Origin of the sequence: Azotosporobacter soli (genome assembly GCF_030542965.1) — a bacterium.
GTDB classification, from domain to species: Bacteria; Bacillota; Negativicutes; order SG130; family SG130; genus Azotosporobacter; species Azotosporobacter soli.
Map to the genome: position 1 here is coordinate 78,570 of NZ_JAUAOA010000003.1, position 16,147 is coordinate 94,716.

A 16,147-nucleotide genomic window follows, 5' to 3' on the forward strand; every position below is an offset into this window, starting at 1 on the left:
ACAACGCAGACTGATTTTTCAGCACTGCGTTGTTTTTTATTAGCCCCTCTTCTCTTCGGCATCTTTATTGAAACTCGGCGCATACAGCGCAGCCAAGTAGATCGCTTCGACCATGCTGACTTCACTGACGCTGCCGGAACCGGCAATGTCGAACGCCGTGCCGTGATCCACCGACGTCCGCAGAAACGGCATGTTGTTAGTAAGCGAGATCGTTCGCTCAAAATCGACCATCTTGGTCGCGATATGTCCCTGATCATGATAGAGGGAAAGCACTGCATCATAGCGTCCCTTTAAGCCGAAGTGAAAGACCGAGTCCGCCGGAACAGGTCCGACGACCCGGACGCCGTCCGCTTGGGCCCGCTTCACCGCCGGTTCGATTTCGTTCACTTCCTCATCGCCAAAGAGGCCATGTTCACCGCTGTGCGGATTCAGTCCCGCAACGGCAATAGAAGGATTCTGTACGCCTAATACCTCAAGCGCTTTCACGCAACGCTGAATGAATTCATATACGCTGGCCTCAGTGACCAAGTCGCAGGCACGCCGCAGCGATACATGACGCGTCAGAAAAAAGACGCGTAAATCAAAAACCTGGAACATCGTGAGCGGATTCTTCGTCGCCGTCAGTTCTTCCAGCATCTCGGTATGACCGATATGCGGCACATCGGCAGCGCGCAAAGATTCCTTGTTGATCGGCGTCGTGGCAATGGCGTCGACTTCTTGCGCGAGCGCCAATTGCGTCGCCTTTTCCAGATAAGCAAACGCAGCTTTACCGGCCTGCGCCTGGACTTGGCCGATTCGCAGCGTCTTCACGTCCACATTCGCCATATCCAGCAGCGTGATCGTCCCTTCCGCATAGCACCCCTGCGCTGCTTTCTCGACGACTTCAATCGCCAGACGGCTCTTGCAAAAGGTCATCGCCTGCTCAAGTACGGCCCTGTCGCCAACAATGAGCACTCTGGCTGCCATCTGAACCTTCCTGTCCTGCAACGCTTTTATGATGATTTCCGGTCCTACGCCCGCGGGATCGCCCATTGGCACTGCAATAATCGGTTTATGCAAGTCAATCCTCTCCTCTTTCCGCTTGTCCTTGCGCTCTTTTTTGCCCAGTAAAAAGCGAGGCCGCTCTTTGAAACGCCTCGCTTATCGATCAGCCCAGATCCGGCCTTGTCGCGCGAATTTTTTGCCATAACTTTTCAAACATTTGCGGCTGACCGCTGTCGGCAGCCTTCGTCCAGCTGGCCTTACGCGGATCTTCGCCGCGCCAGTCGTATAAAACGCCACCCACCGTATCGAGGCACTGATGCGACATTACCGTATAACTGAGATCTTCCGGTTTGCCCGGGTCGACGCGCAGCAGCATACCGACCATCGTGCTGTCATAGCGTTCCAGTACCGCATCGTTAAAACCGCCGCGCTTCAGGGTTTCTTTCGCTTTTTTCAAGCCGGCTTCGCTATGCGTCGTCGAAACAAAGACTGCAATGAATTTTTCCCGTCCGCTACGCGGCACGTCTTTTACAAATTCATCTTTGTTCTCCATTTGAATAATCCGATTGGTCACGAGAAATTCATAGTCATCCGCATCCGAGTAAAACCAGCCAGGCTGCGCTTGTGGAATCATGGCCTGCGCACCGGCCGTACTGGCAAAACAGAACATTGCTACCATGACGAAAGCCATTAGAACCTGTATTTTTCGCATTTTCTTGCCTCTTTTCCCTTAGTGTTACGAATCATCGCCGCTATCCCAGCCGCCGCCATCATCGCTCGACGACGCGTCAGCATAGCCGCTGTCGTTTCCGCCGCCAAACAAGCCGCCGCCGGAAAAAAACAGCCAGGATAAGACGATTCCGATCACGATCAAAAAGATAGTGATCTTGATGATGCTTTTGATAAAGATCAGACACAGTACGGTCAATACAATGAAAATCACGACCGCCCAGAGACAACCGTTTTTCCCTTTCGCCGCTTTAGGGGGCGGTGACATTTCCCCCGCTCCTTGATATTGATATTGCGTTTGCGGCGGCGTTTTGGGCAGCGTAGGCGGTATCAGCGGCGCAGGCGGTGGCGGAACCGGGCTGACTTCTCGCAGCGGCGGCGGCCCTCCCTTTCCCTTTTCCGCAAGCGCGGTACCGCAAGCCGGACAAAAAGAATCTTCCTGATTCAATTCCTTACCACATTTCCCACAAAACATCGCTTCGTTCCTCCACTCGCTTTACTGGCAACTACCGCAACAACCGCTGCAACCATGCGGCGCAGAGCTTGCGCTGCCGCACGGCGCGCCGCCCTCGGCCTGCCTCGCCGGTGCGCTTACCGACAGTTTTTTCTTCAGACGTTCCCCCTGACAAGACGGACAGGGAACTCCGGCTTCTGTCGTGCCCATTTTCTGCAGCAGTTCGACGACTGCGCCGCATTGCTCACAGGAATATTCATATAATGGCATCTTCTCCTCCTTTTTCTCCACGCGTCAAACATCGCTTCGCTTATCGCCGTCAGCGACAATGCGTCATCGTTTTACAGCATAATGATAGCTATAATTCTGCAAGCAGGCGGCAAATCCTGCCTGCAGCGACAAATCCATCCGCTTGGGCAGAGAAAAACGGCCAGCCTGTTCGGCTCGCCGTTTCTTCATTTAAAAAAAGATATCCCTTTTCCCCGCTTCCAGTTCCGCCAGTTTTTCCAGCGTCGCCTTGCGTGTCTCCGGTCGCTTGATATCGGCCAGATGCTTCTGAATTACGCGTTCGCCGAGTTCTTTCAACTCCGGCGTCGCATAGTCGATGAGAAATTCCTTGAAGGTCAAAATGGCATTGGGCTGGCAAACATTCTGTATCTCGCCGCTTTTTGCCAGTTCCATGAAACGGTCGCCGGTCCGGCCCTGACGATAACAGGCCGTGCAAAAACTGGGCAACCAACCGGATTCACACAGTGCCGTCAGCATATCATCGGTCGAGCGATGGTCATCGACATAGAATTGCGGGGTCTCGCCGCCCTTGCCGTCGCGTTCCTGCTGATAGCCGCCAACGCCGGTACAGGAGCCGGCCGAAACCTGTGAAACGCCGTATGCCAACAACTTGTCCCTCGATGCGGCATTTTCACGCGTCGATAAGATGATGCCCGCATATGGAACAGCCAAGCGCAAAATCGCGACGATCTTGGCGAATTCGTTGTCGTTGACCAGGTAGGGAAAGGTTTCATAATTCACGCCAGCCGCGGGGCGCATGCGCGGCACGGAAACCGTGTGCGGCCCGACGCCCATCGTTTTCTCCAGGTCGAGTGCATGCAAGAGCATCGCGATCACTTCAAATTTGTAGTCATAAAGGCCAAACAATACGCCAAAGCCGACATCGTCGATTCCGGCCTTCATCGCGCGGTGATGCGCCGTGGTGTGCCAATCATAATCCGCCTTAGGTCCGCCCGGATGCAGTTTCTCATAGGTCGGACGATGATAGGTTTCCTGAAAGAGGATGTAAGTGCCGATCCCTGCTTCTTTCAATTTGGCGTAGTTTTCAATCCGGTCGGCGGCAATATTGATATTGGCACGGCGGATACTGCCGTTTTCAAATTTTTGTGCATAAATCGTCTGCAACGATTCCAGTACATAATCGATCGGACATTCCTGCGGATGTTCACCGGCCTCGACGGCAAGGCGTTTATGCCCCATCGATTCGAGAATCTTGACTTCTTCGGCCACTTCGTCCTGGCTCAATTTGCGCCGGTTAAATTTATGATCCTTGCGATAGCCGCAATAGGTACAGTCATTGATGCAGTGGTCACTGATGTAGAGAGGCGCAAACAAGACGACGCGTTTGCCGTAAATGCGCTCCTTGACCCGTCCGGCTACAGCATACAATTCTGCCAGCAATGTTTCATCCTCAAGGTGAAGCAAGATCGACGCTTCCTCCGGCGTCAGGCCTTTGGCAGCCTCAGCCTTGGCTAAAATCGCTTTCACGTCCTGCGGCGTTGCATTCTTCCCCGCCTGCAGCAGCGTTTCGATGGCTTCGTTGTTGATAAAGTCAGCGGCCTTCCACTGTTCGCCATGTTTTTTCTGCAATGAAAATCCCATCATTTCTTCCTCCTTTGTTATCTCCGTATGCCGTCGCCGCGATCGAGCGCGACCGGCCTATTGATCTCCTTCAACATCGCAACGACCCGTTCATGGGATGCCATAGCATCCTCGGTCGTCCCCACTTTGCCCGGATAAAGTTGATACGCTTTGCGAATGACCGTCGGTGAAAGGTTCGGCATCACCACATTGGCGCCGCAGGCCAGCGCCCGCCGTTGCCCCTGCGGATCAAGCGTCCCGATCGCACTGGTGGCCGGCATATGAACCGTCGGCAGCAGCAGGCGGGCCGTCGCCAACGCACGCAGACTGTCGTCGAGACTTCCGGGCGCCGCTTCGCGCAGCGGTGTTTCCGGATGCGGCAAAAAGGGACCGATTCCAGCCATTTCGACGCCGATTTCCTGCAGCAGCAATAAATCCTGCGCCAGCGTCCTTCGTGTCTGTCCAGGCAGGCCAATCATGAAACCTGAACCAACCTGCCAGCCTTCTTGTTTCAGCCATTTCAGACAGGCAACCCGTTCTTTCAGTTCTGTTCCCGGCCGTAATTTAGCAAAAACATCGGGTTCAGAAATCTCCTGTTTCATCAAATAGCGATCCGCACCGGCACGGCGCATTTTCTCAAAGTCGGCGCGGCTGCGCAGTCCGACGCTGAGAGTGACGGCAACATCGGCGATCCGCTTCACACGACGCACCATATCGGCCAATTGATCACCGCTATAGAAACCATCCTCGCCCGCTTGCAGCACCAAAGTACGATAGCCATGTTGCGCGGCAAAGAACGCCGCCGCTTCCAGTTGCTGCTCGCTCAGGCGATAGCGATTCACTGTTTGATTGCTGCGCCGCAGACCGCAATAATGGCAATCCCAGCTGCAGTAATTGGAAAACTCGATCAGACCGCGCAAGTGAACCGCATCGCCAAGTTCCTGATGCCGTACCACATCGGCGGCGGTAAACAGCATCTCTTCTTCCGCTCCAGAAGAAGCGGAAAGCAGCAGTTCCAGCTGCGCGATCGACGGTTGACGCCGTTTCTTCAACTCGGCAAGCGCAACAGCAAATTCTTCCCGCATCAGCATTCCTCCCCGGCCAGGAATTGTTCCGCCAAAAGAGGAAACGGCGATAGCGCACGCGGTAGGATGCCCTGCAATGCAGCGATCGCAACGCCGTAATTCACAATCGGCACGCCGGCCTGCCCGGCTTCCATGATGCGCGCCATCATTTCACGCCGGTTCAGCATACAGGCGCCGCAGTGGACGATCAAACGGTACGAGGAAAGATCACGAGGAAAAGTGTGCCCACTGCTCCATTCGAATTCGATCTCGCCGCCGACATGCTGGCGTATCCAGCGCGGCAGCTTGACGCTGCCGATATCGTCTTCCACCCGATGATGGCTGCAGCCTTCGCTGATCAACACCCGATCGCCAGGCCTAAGTTCAAGCAATGTCTTGGCGCCGCTGACCAACGCTTCCAGACTGCCCTTATAGCGGGCGAAGAGGATCGAGAAAGAAGTCAGCAACACATCCGGCGGCGTATCCGCATCAGCCTTGAGAAAGACCTGCGAATCGGTAATCACAAGGCGCGGGCGCTTGGCAAGCGACGCCATGCATTCCTTCATTTCGCGTTCTTTCACGATATACGGCATCGCATCATGATCCAAAAGATCACGAATGACCTGTACCTGCGGCAGAATCAGACGGCCTTTTGGCGCCGCAAGATCGATCGGCGCGACCAGCACGACCGTATCACCCGGACTGACCAAATCGCCGGCCAGCGTCTGTTCATCCCAGTGCGGCGGCGCATAGCGCACCAGCGCGACCTTGAGATCGCCAATGCCCTGCCCCGTCAGCGCGCTGACGTTCACCACGCCGACCGCCTGCAGCGACTGTTGCAGCTGCCCGCTTTTCACTGCGGGCGACTCGGCCAAATCGCTTTTATTGATGACGAGCAATAACGGAATCTTTCGGGCATGACACTGCTTTGCCACCTCTTCCTCCCAGTGTCCCGGCTCCTTCCCGCCATCGAGCACCAGAACCGCCAAATCAGTCTTAGCCAGTACCGCGAGCGATTTCTCGACACGCAACAGCCCCAGTTCCCCTTCATCATCAAGTCCCGCCGTGTCAATCACCACGACAGGGCCAAGCGGAACAATCTCCATGCTTTTATAAACCGGATCGGTCGTCGTTCCGGCAACTGGCGATACGATCGCCAGGTCTTGACGCGTCAACGCATTGATCAGGCTCGATTTTCCGGCATTGCGCCGACCAAACAATGCAATATGCAAGCGGTTGCCGCGCGGCGTATTATGCATATCCGTTTCCTCCTCTACTTCTTAACGACGCTCCCCGGTCGGGTCAACACTTCCGGACGCAGCAGCGAGCTGATTTCCGAATCCGTCAAAAGCTTTTCCTGCAAAATGACGTCTTTGATATTTTTGCCTTCCGCCAGCGCCCGTTTGGCCAATTCTGCCGCCCGGTCATAGCCGACCAACGGCGCCAGCGCAGTTGCCAGTGCCATGCTCGATTCCAAGTGACGGCGGCATACGTCAGGCGCCGCTTCAATGCCGTCGATGCAAGAGAACGCTAACTGCTTGATTGCCAAGGCCAAGCTTTCCAACGCCGGCAGCAGATTGGCGGACAAGAGTGGTAAAAAAGCATTCAATTCGAGCTGCCCGCCCTGCACCGCCAATGTGATCGCCAAGTCCTGCGCCATGACTTGGTAGGCGACCTGCGTCACCATCTCCGGCAAGACAGGATTCACCTTGCCCGGCATGATCGAAGAACCAGCCTGCAACTGCGGCAGTTTGATCTCGCCAAAGCCGCCGCGCGGCCCGGACGAAAGCAAGCGCAAATCACCGCACAGTTTGATCAGCGTCGCAGCGCAGGCTTTGATCAATCCAGCCACCTCAACGAAAACGTCGGCGTTTTGCGTACCGTCCATCAGATTTTCATCCTTGGCAAGACCAAGTCCCGTCAGCGCACGCAAGCGTTCCACCACGCCAAAGACATAACGCCGATCGGCATTGATCCCGGTACCGACTGCCGTTCCACCTAAGTTAACTTTGCGCAAACGTTCTTCCACTTTATAGAGACGCCAACGGTCGCGGCTGATCGCCTCCGCCCAGGCGGAAAATTCCTGTCCCAGCGTGATCGGTACCGCATCCTGCATTTCGGTCCGTCCCAACTTCAATATGCCCGCGAACTCGGCTTCTTTTTTTTGCAAAGAACCTTGCAGATCGGCGCAAGCCTGCGCCAACGGCAAGAGAAGACGGATCGCCGCAATGCGCAGCGCCGTAGGATACACGTCATTGGTCGACTGCGATAAATTCACATGGTCAAGCGGATGCACAAGCGCATAATCCCCTTTTTCTCCGCCGAGAATTTCGATCGCTCGGTTCGCCAGCACTTCATTCATGTTCATGTTCGTCGATGTTCCTGCGCCGCCTTGCAGCGCGTCGAGAATGAACTGCTCCGCCAATTCGCCTTGCGCAACTTCACTGGCTGCCTGACAAATCGCATCGCCGATTCTTTTCTCCAAATAGCCCGTCTTCATATTCATTTCCGCGGCCGCCTGTTTAACAACGGCCAACCCTTTAATCAGTTCCGGATGAACGCGTTGACGACTGACCGCGAAATTTTCCGAGGCGCGCAACGTATGGATGCCATAATAGACCGACTTCGGCAATTGACGCCGCCCAAGAAAATCCTCTTCCCATCGCTCCATTTCTTTCCTCCTTAACGACTGCTCAATGCCGATTTTACCTGAACGCCCTTGACATTGCCGAGCCGCCCGGTCATCGCACCGATCTCATCATTTGTCCCATGCACGATCAAGGAAATCACGGACACGCCGCGCTCTTTATGCGACACGCGCGGCACGCCCATGCGCCCGATGATGATTTCGCCGTATTGGCTGAGAATATGGTTGATATCCCCTGCCTTCAGACTGTCTTCGATAACGATTCCGACGACGCCCAGTCTCTCTTCCGCCATGACATCACTCCCTTTTAAAATGAAAAATCCGCCCTTAAGGACGGAAAGATGCGACAAACCCGCAGCCGAAAAACATTTCTCCGGCTGCCGTGCTCATCCTGGTACGTGATCTCCTTGTCTGCCGCACCTGCGTCAGACTGAGAAACCGCGTTATCTTGTCCGCCCCTTCGGCGCAGCCTTCGCCGCAACCGTCAGTCGCTATCCTGCTTCTGTTTCGCTTTTACTCTATTCGCCGCGCGAAGGAAAATCCCTTCCGTTTCACTTAACGCTCGACGCAATTATACGGATCCCAATCCGTCACCTGCTGCAACTTTTTTGTCGCCAGGGCAATGTCGGTCAAAAGGCGCTCTCGCTCTTTCGGCAGCGTCGCTGCGAGATTGACGTAATTTGAGATATGATTGCTGCGAAACAGGCAGTGGTGGCCTTCGGGAAATCGAATCGACTCGACGATCCATCCCAGTTCTTCCATCAATTCCGCCGGATTCAAGATCTGAAACGTACCCGCTTCAAACTCCTCTTTCAACTCACTGCCCCGGTAAAGCATCAGCGTCAGCGCGCTCAGCAAGTCTGGACAAATGGCGCTGACCGCTTCAGCTGTGCTTTTCGCATGCGCAGCGCTGGCCTCCCTGCCGCCCAGTCCGAGAATCATCATCAGCGATAACTTTATCCCGGCCGCCCGGATTCGTTGTCCAGCCTCGATCGACTGCGGCCCGTCGACGCCTTTTTGCACATGCTGCAATACGTCGCTGTCGCCCGACTCCATGCCATAGTAAATCAGCTTCAGACCGGCTTCTTTAAGCGCCAGCAGCTCATCCGGCCGCTTCGCGAGGATATCGCGCGGCCCGGCATAGCAGGACACGCGCTGCAGGCGAGGAAACGACGTACGGAGTTCTTGCAAAATCGGCAGCAAGCGCTCCGTATGCAAAACCAGTGCGTTGCCATCAGCAAGAAAAACCCGACGAATTTCCTGCCGGTGCGGCAAGGCCATTTTTATCTGGCGCTGCACCTCAATGTGCGGACGCACCTGGAAAGGAACGCTTCGATACATATTACAATAAGTACAACGATTATGCGAACAGCCGACCGTCACGCGCAACAAAAAGCTGTTGGCTTCACTTGGCGGACGGAAAACCGGCCCTTGCGCCGTATCAAAATAAAGATTCATGCAGCACTCCTTTTATTGTTCGGCATCCTCTAACCACAGGAAAAACCCGGAGCCATCCCCTCCGGTTATGATGCAAAATACTCTGCAGCCCATCCTCGTTTCCAGCTCATTTATAAACGACAGACCAGAGCCAGTTCCTCTTCAAACAATTCTGTCCGGTTGCGTCCGTCACGCTTTGCTTTATAAAGCGCGCTGTCTGCACGCGCAAAAACAGCTTCTTCGCCATAGCGTCCATCATTGATCGCCACGCCGATCGATACGCTCACCGGAACCGCAACGCCTTTGCAGCTAAAACAGTTTTCCGCAACCTGAAGCCTCAGCCGCTCTGCAACCTGCAGCGCCAGATCCGCGTTTGCCCCCGGCAGCAGGATGACGAATTCTTCCCCGCCGTAACGAAACGCCAGATCGCTCCTGCGCAAACTTTTATGGATGATCGCGCCAAGCCGCACCAGTACCTTATTGCCGAAATCATGACCGTACGTGTCATTCACTTTCTTGAAATGATCAAGGTCAAGCACCAGCAGCGCATACTGTTCCACCTTACCGACTTTTTCCTGATACGCTCTAAAATTATACAAACCGGTCAATTCATCGGTAACCGCTTTTAACTGAATCGAGTCATTATTACGCGTCAATTCCTGCATCTTTTGCACATTATCCAGATTGCGCTGCAGCACCAATTGCAGATAAAGCGCCGCAGCCGCCAAAATCGTCATCACTAAGACTTCATAAGCCAGCCGCCAGAAGAAAGCGCTTTCTCCAGCGTTCAACCTCCAGGCGCTGAGCAGATACAAACCGCTCAGCAGGAATGTCACACGCGGAATTTTCGCCGGCGAAATGCGCAGCGCGATACGTGCCAGGAGCAGTTGGAAAAGGATGCCGCTGAACAAAGCGGCCTGCGCAGTGATGGCGACTGCAAAAAAAAGATTCAGCAGCAAATCCCACGGCCCTTTGCCGAACTTCGTCTTTTCCGCCGCAAGATTGTAAGCGAGGGATGCAATGCCGAAAACAGCCAGCCAAAAAAAAGACTGCCCGCTCTGGCCGCCGACGCTTTGCAGAAGAATGAAGACAACGAACAACAAGCCGGCGCGTCGCACCAGCAATTGGACGTATTCTTCGCTTTTTTCCGGCAAGAGCGCGATTTGGCGACCTTTCATTTCCGTCGACCTCCTCGACATGTTTTCACGATCCTTACATGTCGGCTCTAGTTTGTTACATTTAAAGTGTATATATTCTTCAGACAATGGCGATTTCCTGCCCACACTAGAGCAATTTCCAGCCGTCCAGGTATAAATCGTCAAAACACAGGACCCGGCGGAATTGTATCGTCAGCTTTTCCGTATAAGCGAAACCATTCGGCAAATACACGTCGATGCCGTCAATGCGACGGCATTCATAGCTTGTCTGATCAGGCGGCAGGCCGATGCGAACCGAAGGGCCAGGATTCATCTGACCGCAACACAGCTTCAGATTCCCATAGTCATACAAATGGAGGCATCCGCCTCGTTTCAAAACGTATTCCCTTGCCGCCGCTGCAATCTCTATCATTTTTCGCGCCGCTCCTTCCCAGGCTGCAAGAATAGCGCGCGGTATTCACCGTAGCCTGCATCTGCCAAATCCTCATAGGCAATGAACTTGAGCGCCGCCGAATTGATGCAGTAGCGTTTTCCGTCCGGTCCAGGCCCGTCAGGGAAAAGGTGCCCGAGATGAGAACCGCCTTTTTGACTGCGCACTTCCGTGCGAAGCATGCCATGACTCCGATCCTCTTTTTCCGTTATCGCCGCCCCCTCGACTGCCCGCGAAAAGCTCGGCCAGCCGCAACCGGCGTCAAATTTGTCCAGCGAACTGAACAGGACTTCGCCTGAGACGACATCGACATAAATGCCGCGCTCCCACCGATCCCAATATTCATTGGCAAAGGGCGGCTCCGTTCCGTTCTCTTGCGTCACATGCCGCTGCAACGCCGTCAAGGCAAGCAGGCGCTTCGCCTTGTCGGTTTCCTCTTCTTTTCTCGTCATCTTCTCGCCCCCTATTTTCTGCTCGTCCACGCCGCTATTCCCAGGCGCTAAGCTGCGCGCCGCGCTGAATCCGCCACCAGGAAAACGCACGACCGGCATCGATCTCGCTTTGCCGTTCCGCCAATTTTGGCGCTTCGTTCGCAGCCTGCCCGCTGATAAGCTCTTCTTCGCCGGTATCCAAATTTCCCACGGCAGCATGATTCAGATACATTTGAATATTATAAGCAAAATCGTTACCGCGCGTTAGACTTTCGCCGACCGCGTAATATTCAAAACCAGCCGGAGCGATCAGTTCAAGCAGCGTCGGCGTCACATTCATATGGCTGCCCGACACCTTGGGCGGAAAAATCGTCTTGCTGACGCCGCTGCCAATGACGATGAACGGAATTCCATACTGCTTGTACATGCCCGGCTGCGTTTCTATGTTCAATCGATCGGCATGATCTCCGACGACAAGGAATAGACTGTCCGGATAACGTTCCCGCATATTTCGAATGAAACGGGCCATCAGACGATCCGCATACCAAAAATGTCCCAGTTCTTTTACCGTCTGTGCATTGGCCGCCACGTCTTTGGGCAGTGCAGCCTTCAGCTTTTCGGCATTAAATCCTTCCGCGGCCAGATCGGCAGTGAATGGCGGATGATTAGACAGCGTCATCAGTACATGCAGCGCCGGTTCTTCTTCCCGTACGCCTTCACTGACTGCAGCGTAGAGATCCTTATCGTCCGCCCCCCAGACATTCGTACCCGATTTCGCCAGATCGCCGCTCGCATAAAAATGGTCAAAGCCTTGCGCCAACGTGAAATCCTTGATCCTTTCCCATGAACTAGCGCCCGCATACCAAAAGTTCGTACGGTAGCCGAGGCGCTTCATTTGCGGCGCCAATGACGTTTCATAAGGACTCTGATAACTTTGCGCCTGATAGTTAAGATACAGGTTTACTTCACTGAAGCCGGTAATGATCCCGTTAATTCCGGCAATCGTCCCCATGCCGTTTGGCAGGAAAGCCGGCACATATGCCGCATCCGGAGCGGCCAAAAGCTCCTTCATCCCTTCGGCAATCCCCAGCTTCTCATATTCGGGCAGCAACGGCCAGTTGGCGTAGCTTTCGCCGATAATCAGAAAAATCTGGCGGGGTTTTGCTATTTTAGCGCCTTGTGCGTTCTTACGAAACGCGTCGGCCGTCTGATCGCCCTTTAGAGGGCGATGCGCCAGCAGTTCGCCGTATTCCGCCATCCGACCGCCATCGACCGCCAATCCAGTGGAAACGCGGATTCGTTCATGCAAGACATAGGCACGATATAGCGCCGTAAAATCATCCAGGATCGCTTCATTCAAGAAGCGATCTTTCGTTACGCCGGCATTCTCCCAGCTGACGTCATAAGCATACGTCAAACTGCCGCTAAAACGCGAAAAAAGAATGAACGGGACCAACGCGCCTACCAGAACGGCACGCCGCATCCAGCGTACTCTCGCATCCTTTGCCGCTGCCGGTTGCCACACCGGTACAGCTAAAAAACGCTTTAGCAAAAGCGCCAGGCCAATCGACGTCAATAACGCGAGACCGAGACGCGGCAGCAGATGATATTGTTCCAGCATCGTCGAGAGCAGCGCCGCCTGATCATCATACAGTCCGGTAAAAACGAACTGATTGAAACTCATGCGAAACTGCTCATAATAGGGAATCCGTGCCTGAAAAAGCAGACTGGTCAATGCCAAGCCTACGCTGCCCAATCCCAAGCGCAAACGCTCTGCCGGCCAAAGCCGCCAAAACGTTGCCGGCAGCGTAGCGGCGACAAAACTGAGCAACGCTATGCCTCCGGCGCTCTTCAAACTGACGCGCAGTCCGTAATACAACGACTGCAGGATATCGCTCCAACCGCTGCTTGCCTCCATATAGCGCTGCAGCCAAAAGATAAAAATCAAACGCAGCAAGCTGGTTGCCGCCAAGACAAGTAGATACACTTTCAAATCCTGTTGCAAATTAGAAAAAAAACGTCGCCACATTGTTGTCCCTTACTCCCTCACTCGCTCATTTGACTGGCCTGGGTAAGCAAAAACCGGCCACCGGCCGGCTGCTGTTTGCGCCTATTATACCATGATTAGACAGTCACTCCAAGCAAAAGAAAAAGGAAAGTCGCTGCTTCATCCTTCGTGCCCCGCATTCTTGCTCTTAGCGTATAAATTGCCAATTTTAATCACCGCTTCTTCATCAAGCACCCGATCGACAAACAAGGTCAATTCTTTGCTCAGATCCCGTTCACACTCTTCCGCCGCACAGACGCGTCCCTTATCATCCAAAATAATTTTCACCTGCGGCCGCGAGGCCATTCCTTCCGGCACGGCCGTGACAACGCCGGTTTCCTTGTTACTGAGGCGCACCACGCTGCCAATCGGATAGCTGGCAACGCGCTCCAGAAACACTTTCAGAATATCCGTATCCAAAAAACGTCCGGCCATCGTCATCATCAGCTCACATGCCATATGACTGGCAAAACCGGGACGAAACGGCCGGTCCGCCACTAAGGCGTCATAGACATTGGCAATCGCGACAATACGGGCGTATTCATGAATCTCTTCCCCTTTCAAATTCCGCGGATAACCGCTTCCGTCAAAATTCTCATGATGTTGAAAGGCAATATGCGCGACTGGAAGCGGGATATTAAGACTCCCTTTGCGCAACAATTCAAAGCCCAGCTCCGGATGTTTTTTCACTTCCGACCATTCTTCCGGCGAAAGCTTCCCCTGCTTGCCGGAAATTTCCGGAGGCACTTTCATCTCACCTAGGTCGTGCATCAACGCACCCCAGGCCAAGTCCTTGAGACGGCTGTTGTTATAATCCATATTCACGCCGATCATGACCGACAATACCGCCACATTGACCGCATGCGCATATAAATAATCCGTATAGGTACGCATGTCGGTCCCCTGCAGCATCTGCTGACGATTGGCCAGCACCTCTTCGACGATCTTATCCGCGATGTTTTCCACGTTCCGACTGTCGACCGCTTCACCTTTCGGATACGCCTGATAGGCCGCCTGCACTGCCTTCACCGCATTGACGCGCGTTTCCTCCTTGACCATTTCCGGCAACTCGACATTTTCAAGCAACGGGTTCACTACATAGATAGAGCCTATATTCATGCGGCGCAGGCGATTCACATATTGATCGATCAATACCATGTTCGCCTTTACCAGCACCTGTCCGGCCGCGTCATATACATTGCGCGCCGTCACCATGCCTTTGCTGATATTATTCATCGTCACTCTTTGCATTTAAATTCCTCCCATTGTTTAGCATCGCTTAACGGAATCGCCGCAGTTTCCCCATTTCTCCAAGCGGCATAATGAGGCGACATGATTTCAACGCCCTCTTTATGAAACGCGTCCTGTATCGCTTGATGCAGTCGCGAATACAAAAGCGGAATCTGATCGGCTTGTCGCGTAAAAACATTCAATTCATATTTCGCATAAAAATCCTCTAATCCCGTTTGCAGTACGAACGGCAACGGTTCCTGCAGAATTCCGTCTGTGTTCGCAGCTGCAGTCAGCAAGAGTGCATGAACTTTTCGCCATGAAACATCATAGCCAATCGTAACTTCTGTATGGAGGATCAATCCACCGCCGGATGCTTGCACACTATAGTTGATAATATTACTGCCCAGCATCGTAGCATTCGGCAGCGTCACTGTTTCATTTTTCGGCGTCAACAGACGTGTTACCAGGATAGAGCGTTCGAGGACCTTGCCAAAATGCGTTCCGACCATAATATAATCGCCAACCCGATACGCGCTCGTGTAAATCAGTACAAATCCAGAAAATATATTATTCACCATCGAAGAAGATCCCAGCGAAATCAGCAAGCCTAAGAAGACGCTGATTCCTTGAAATACCGGTGATTGAGAGCCCGGCAAATAAGGAAATACAGCAATCAACGTCAGCGCCAGCATCAGAAACCTTACAATATTATAGGTCGGCATCCCCCACTCCGCATCAAAGCCGCCAACGACAATCTCTTTTGTTTCGATCTGACTGGCAACATGCCGCACACCTTTCAGCAGATAACGACTCAGCAGGATGATCAAAAGCACGATCACCAGGTTCGGCAAATATTCGACGATGCCAATAACCATATTATGCACCGGTTGGAGAGTATAGGACAACAGACTCTCCGCATACGGAACACTCGCAGGAAACAGACGCAGTAGCGTAATCAGATACACAACCGCAAAACTTCCCCTTAGCAGTAAATAAATCGGCTGCAGCAAGACGACAGCGCTACCGATTATTTGGCGTTGTAGAAAGCCGCTCAGATCTTTTGGCAATAATGTGACATTCTTCTGTAACGTGATCAGTTTTCGTTCAATGCGCGGACGAATAAATCGCATGCCGCGAAAAGAGCCATACAGGAGCAGCGTCCCTATTATGCCAATGCCGCTGCGTATCCAAACACTTTTTTCGCTGCGCATTTCCCGATAAGAAATCACCGCCTGTTTAATAATCTGCCAACGCTGTGCGGTCAATTCACTACGTAATTTCCCAGCAGCAGCAGCCTCTTCATCTGTAATCGAAAACAGCACCTGTTTTCCGACAATCACATCAATACCGCCCGGATAGGGCGATTCTTCCACTTCTAAACCAAGCTGCGAATTATCCGCCAAGACTTGAATTCGCGTCGCGACAACCGCAGCACGATCCTCTGCACTAAACGAACCAATTCCATAATCAATACTGTACAGCTCCATCCCTTCAAACATGACGCCGGCAGCCGCAGCAATACGAGCCCCCCACAACAGCAGCCCGAAGAGACATATGACAAGGATCATTCCATACTGTCTTTTCGCATTCATTTCATCACCTTGCCCTCAGCCAGTGTCGATCGCTTCATCGATATCATTATGAATTTGTTTCGCTACTCATAAA

The 16,147-nt window shown here is 53.4% G+C and carries 17 protein-coding genes; all 17 read right to left on the reverse strand.

What is annotated here, in order from left to right; translation table 11 throughout:
- Positions 1-39 precede the first annotated feature (39 nt).
- The 17 genes from pdxA to QTL79_RS04300 all read right to left on the reverse strand — a co-directional run bounded on the left by pdxA (position 40) and on the right by QTL79_RS04300 (position 16,074).
- Positions 40-1,059: a 4-hydroxythreonine-4-phosphate dehydrogenase PdxA gene (pdxA, locus tag QTL79_RS04220; RefSeq protein WP_346353696.1), complete on the reverse strand. Its 1,020-nt coding sequence runs from the start codon at positions 1,057-1,059 to the stop codon at positions 40-42.
- An 88-nt stretch (positions 1,060-1,147) separates the two neighbouring features.
- On the reverse strand, positions 1,148-1,696 hold the full coding sequence (locus tag QTL79_RS04225; protein ID WP_346353697.1) for a hypothetical protein: 549 nt from the start codon (positions 1,694-1,696) through the stop codon (positions 1,148-1,150).
- A gap of 24 nt (positions 1,697-1,720) precedes the next feature.
- A complete protein-coding gene (locus tag QTL79_RS04230; protein ID WP_346353698.1) occupies positions 1,721-2,188 on the reverse strand; it encodes a zinc-ribbon domain-containing protein in 468 nt (155 codons plus the stop codon).
- Between the two features lie 21 nt (positions 2,189-2,209).
- Positions 2,210-2,437 carry an FmdB family zinc ribbon protein gene (locus QTL79_RS04235; protein WP_346353699.1) on the reverse strand — a complete coding sequence of 76 codons (228 nt, stop codon included), beginning with the start codon at positions 2,435-2,437 and terminating at the stop codon, positions 2,210-2,212.
- 63 nt (positions 2,438-2,500) lie between these two features.
- Positions 2,501-2,626, reverse strand: a complete 126-nt coding sequence (locus QTL79_RS04240) for a hypothetical protein (protein ID WP_346353700.1) — start codon at positions 2,624-2,626, stop codon at positions 2,501-2,503.
- Entirely contained in the window at positions 2,627-4,060 is a 1,434-nt protein-coding gene (gene hydG, locus QTL79_RS04245) for a [FeFe] hydrogenase H-cluster radical SAM maturase HydG (protein WP_346353701.1), read from the reverse strand. It abuts the gene before it with no gap.
- Between the two features lie 14 nt (positions 4,061-4,074).
- The gene (hydE, locus tag QTL79_RS04250; protein WP_346353702.1) at positions 4,075-5,121 is read right to left on the reverse strand and encodes a [FeFe] hydrogenase H-cluster radical SAM maturase HydE; all 1,047 of its coding nucleotides are present in this window, start codon (positions 5,119-5,121) and stop codon (positions 4,075-4,077) included.
- Positions 5,121-6,359 carry a [FeFe] hydrogenase H-cluster maturation GTPase HydF gene (gene hydF / locus QTL79_RS04255; RefSeq protein ID WP_346353703.1) on the reverse strand — a complete coding sequence of 413 codons (1,239 nt, stop codon included), beginning with the start codon at positions 6,357-6,359 and terminating at the stop codon, positions 5,121-5,123. The genes hydE and hydF overlap by 1 nt, the downstream gene beginning before the upstream one ends.
- Before the next feature lie 14 nt (positions 6,360-6,373).
- Positions 6,374-7,771, reverse strand: a complete 1,398-nt coding sequence (locus QTL79_RS04260) for an aspartate ammonia-lyase (RefSeq protein WP_346353704.1) — start codon at positions 7,769-7,771, stop codon at positions 6,374-6,376.
- 11 nt (positions 7,772-7,782) lie between these two features.
- Positions 7,783-8,040, reverse strand: a complete 258-nt coding sequence (locus QTL79_RS04265) for a TM1266 family iron-only hydrogenase system putative regulator (protein ID WP_346353705.1) — start codon at positions 8,038-8,040, stop codon at positions 7,783-7,785.
- 262 nt (positions 8,041-8,302) lie between these two features.
- Entirely contained in the window at positions 8,303-9,205 is a 903-nt protein-coding gene (locus tag QTL79_RS04270) for a radical SAM protein (protein WP_346353706.1), read from the reverse strand.
- Between the two features lie 110 nt (positions 9,206-9,315).
- A complete protein-coding gene (locus QTL79_RS04275; protein ID WP_346353707.1) occupies positions 9,316-10,362 on the reverse strand; it encodes a GGDEF domain-containing protein in 1,047 nt (348 codons plus the stop codon).
- 106 nt (positions 10,363-10,468) lie between these two features.
- Complete coding sequence (locus QTL79_RS04280) at positions 10,469-10,753, reverse strand: CC/Se motif family (seleno)protein (protein WP_346353708.1); 285 nt, start codon at positions 10,751-10,753, stop codon at positions 10,469-10,471.
- Complete coding sequence (msrB, locus tag QTL79_RS04285) at positions 10,750-11,223, reverse strand: peptide-methionine (R)-S-oxide reductase MsrB (protein WP_346353709.1); 474 nt, start codon at positions 11,221-11,223, stop codon at positions 10,750-10,752. The genes QTL79_RS04280 and msrB overlap by 4 nt, the downstream gene beginning before the upstream one ends.
- A gap of 34 nt (positions 11,224-11,257) precedes the next feature.
- On the reverse strand, positions 11,258-13,231 hold the full coding sequence (locus tag QTL79_RS04290) for an LTA synthase family protein (RefSeq protein WP_346353710.1): 1,974 nt from the start codon (positions 13,229-13,231) through the stop codon (positions 11,258-11,260).
- Between the two features lie 138 nt (positions 13,232-13,369).
- Positions 13,370-14,500 carry an HD-GYP domain-containing protein gene (locus QTL79_RS04295; RefSeq protein ID WP_346353711.1) on the reverse strand — a complete coding sequence of 377 codons (1,131 nt, stop codon included), beginning with the start codon at positions 14,498-14,500 and terminating at the stop codon, positions 13,370-13,372.
- Complete coding sequence (locus tag QTL79_RS04300; RefSeq protein ID WP_346353712.1) at positions 14,488-16,074, reverse strand: mechanosensitive ion channel family protein; 1,587 nt, start codon at positions 16,072-16,074, stop codon at positions 14,488-14,490. The genes QTL79_RS04295 and QTL79_RS04300 overlap by 13 nt, the downstream gene beginning before the upstream one ends.
- Positions 16,075-16,147: the final 73 nt, after the last annotated feature.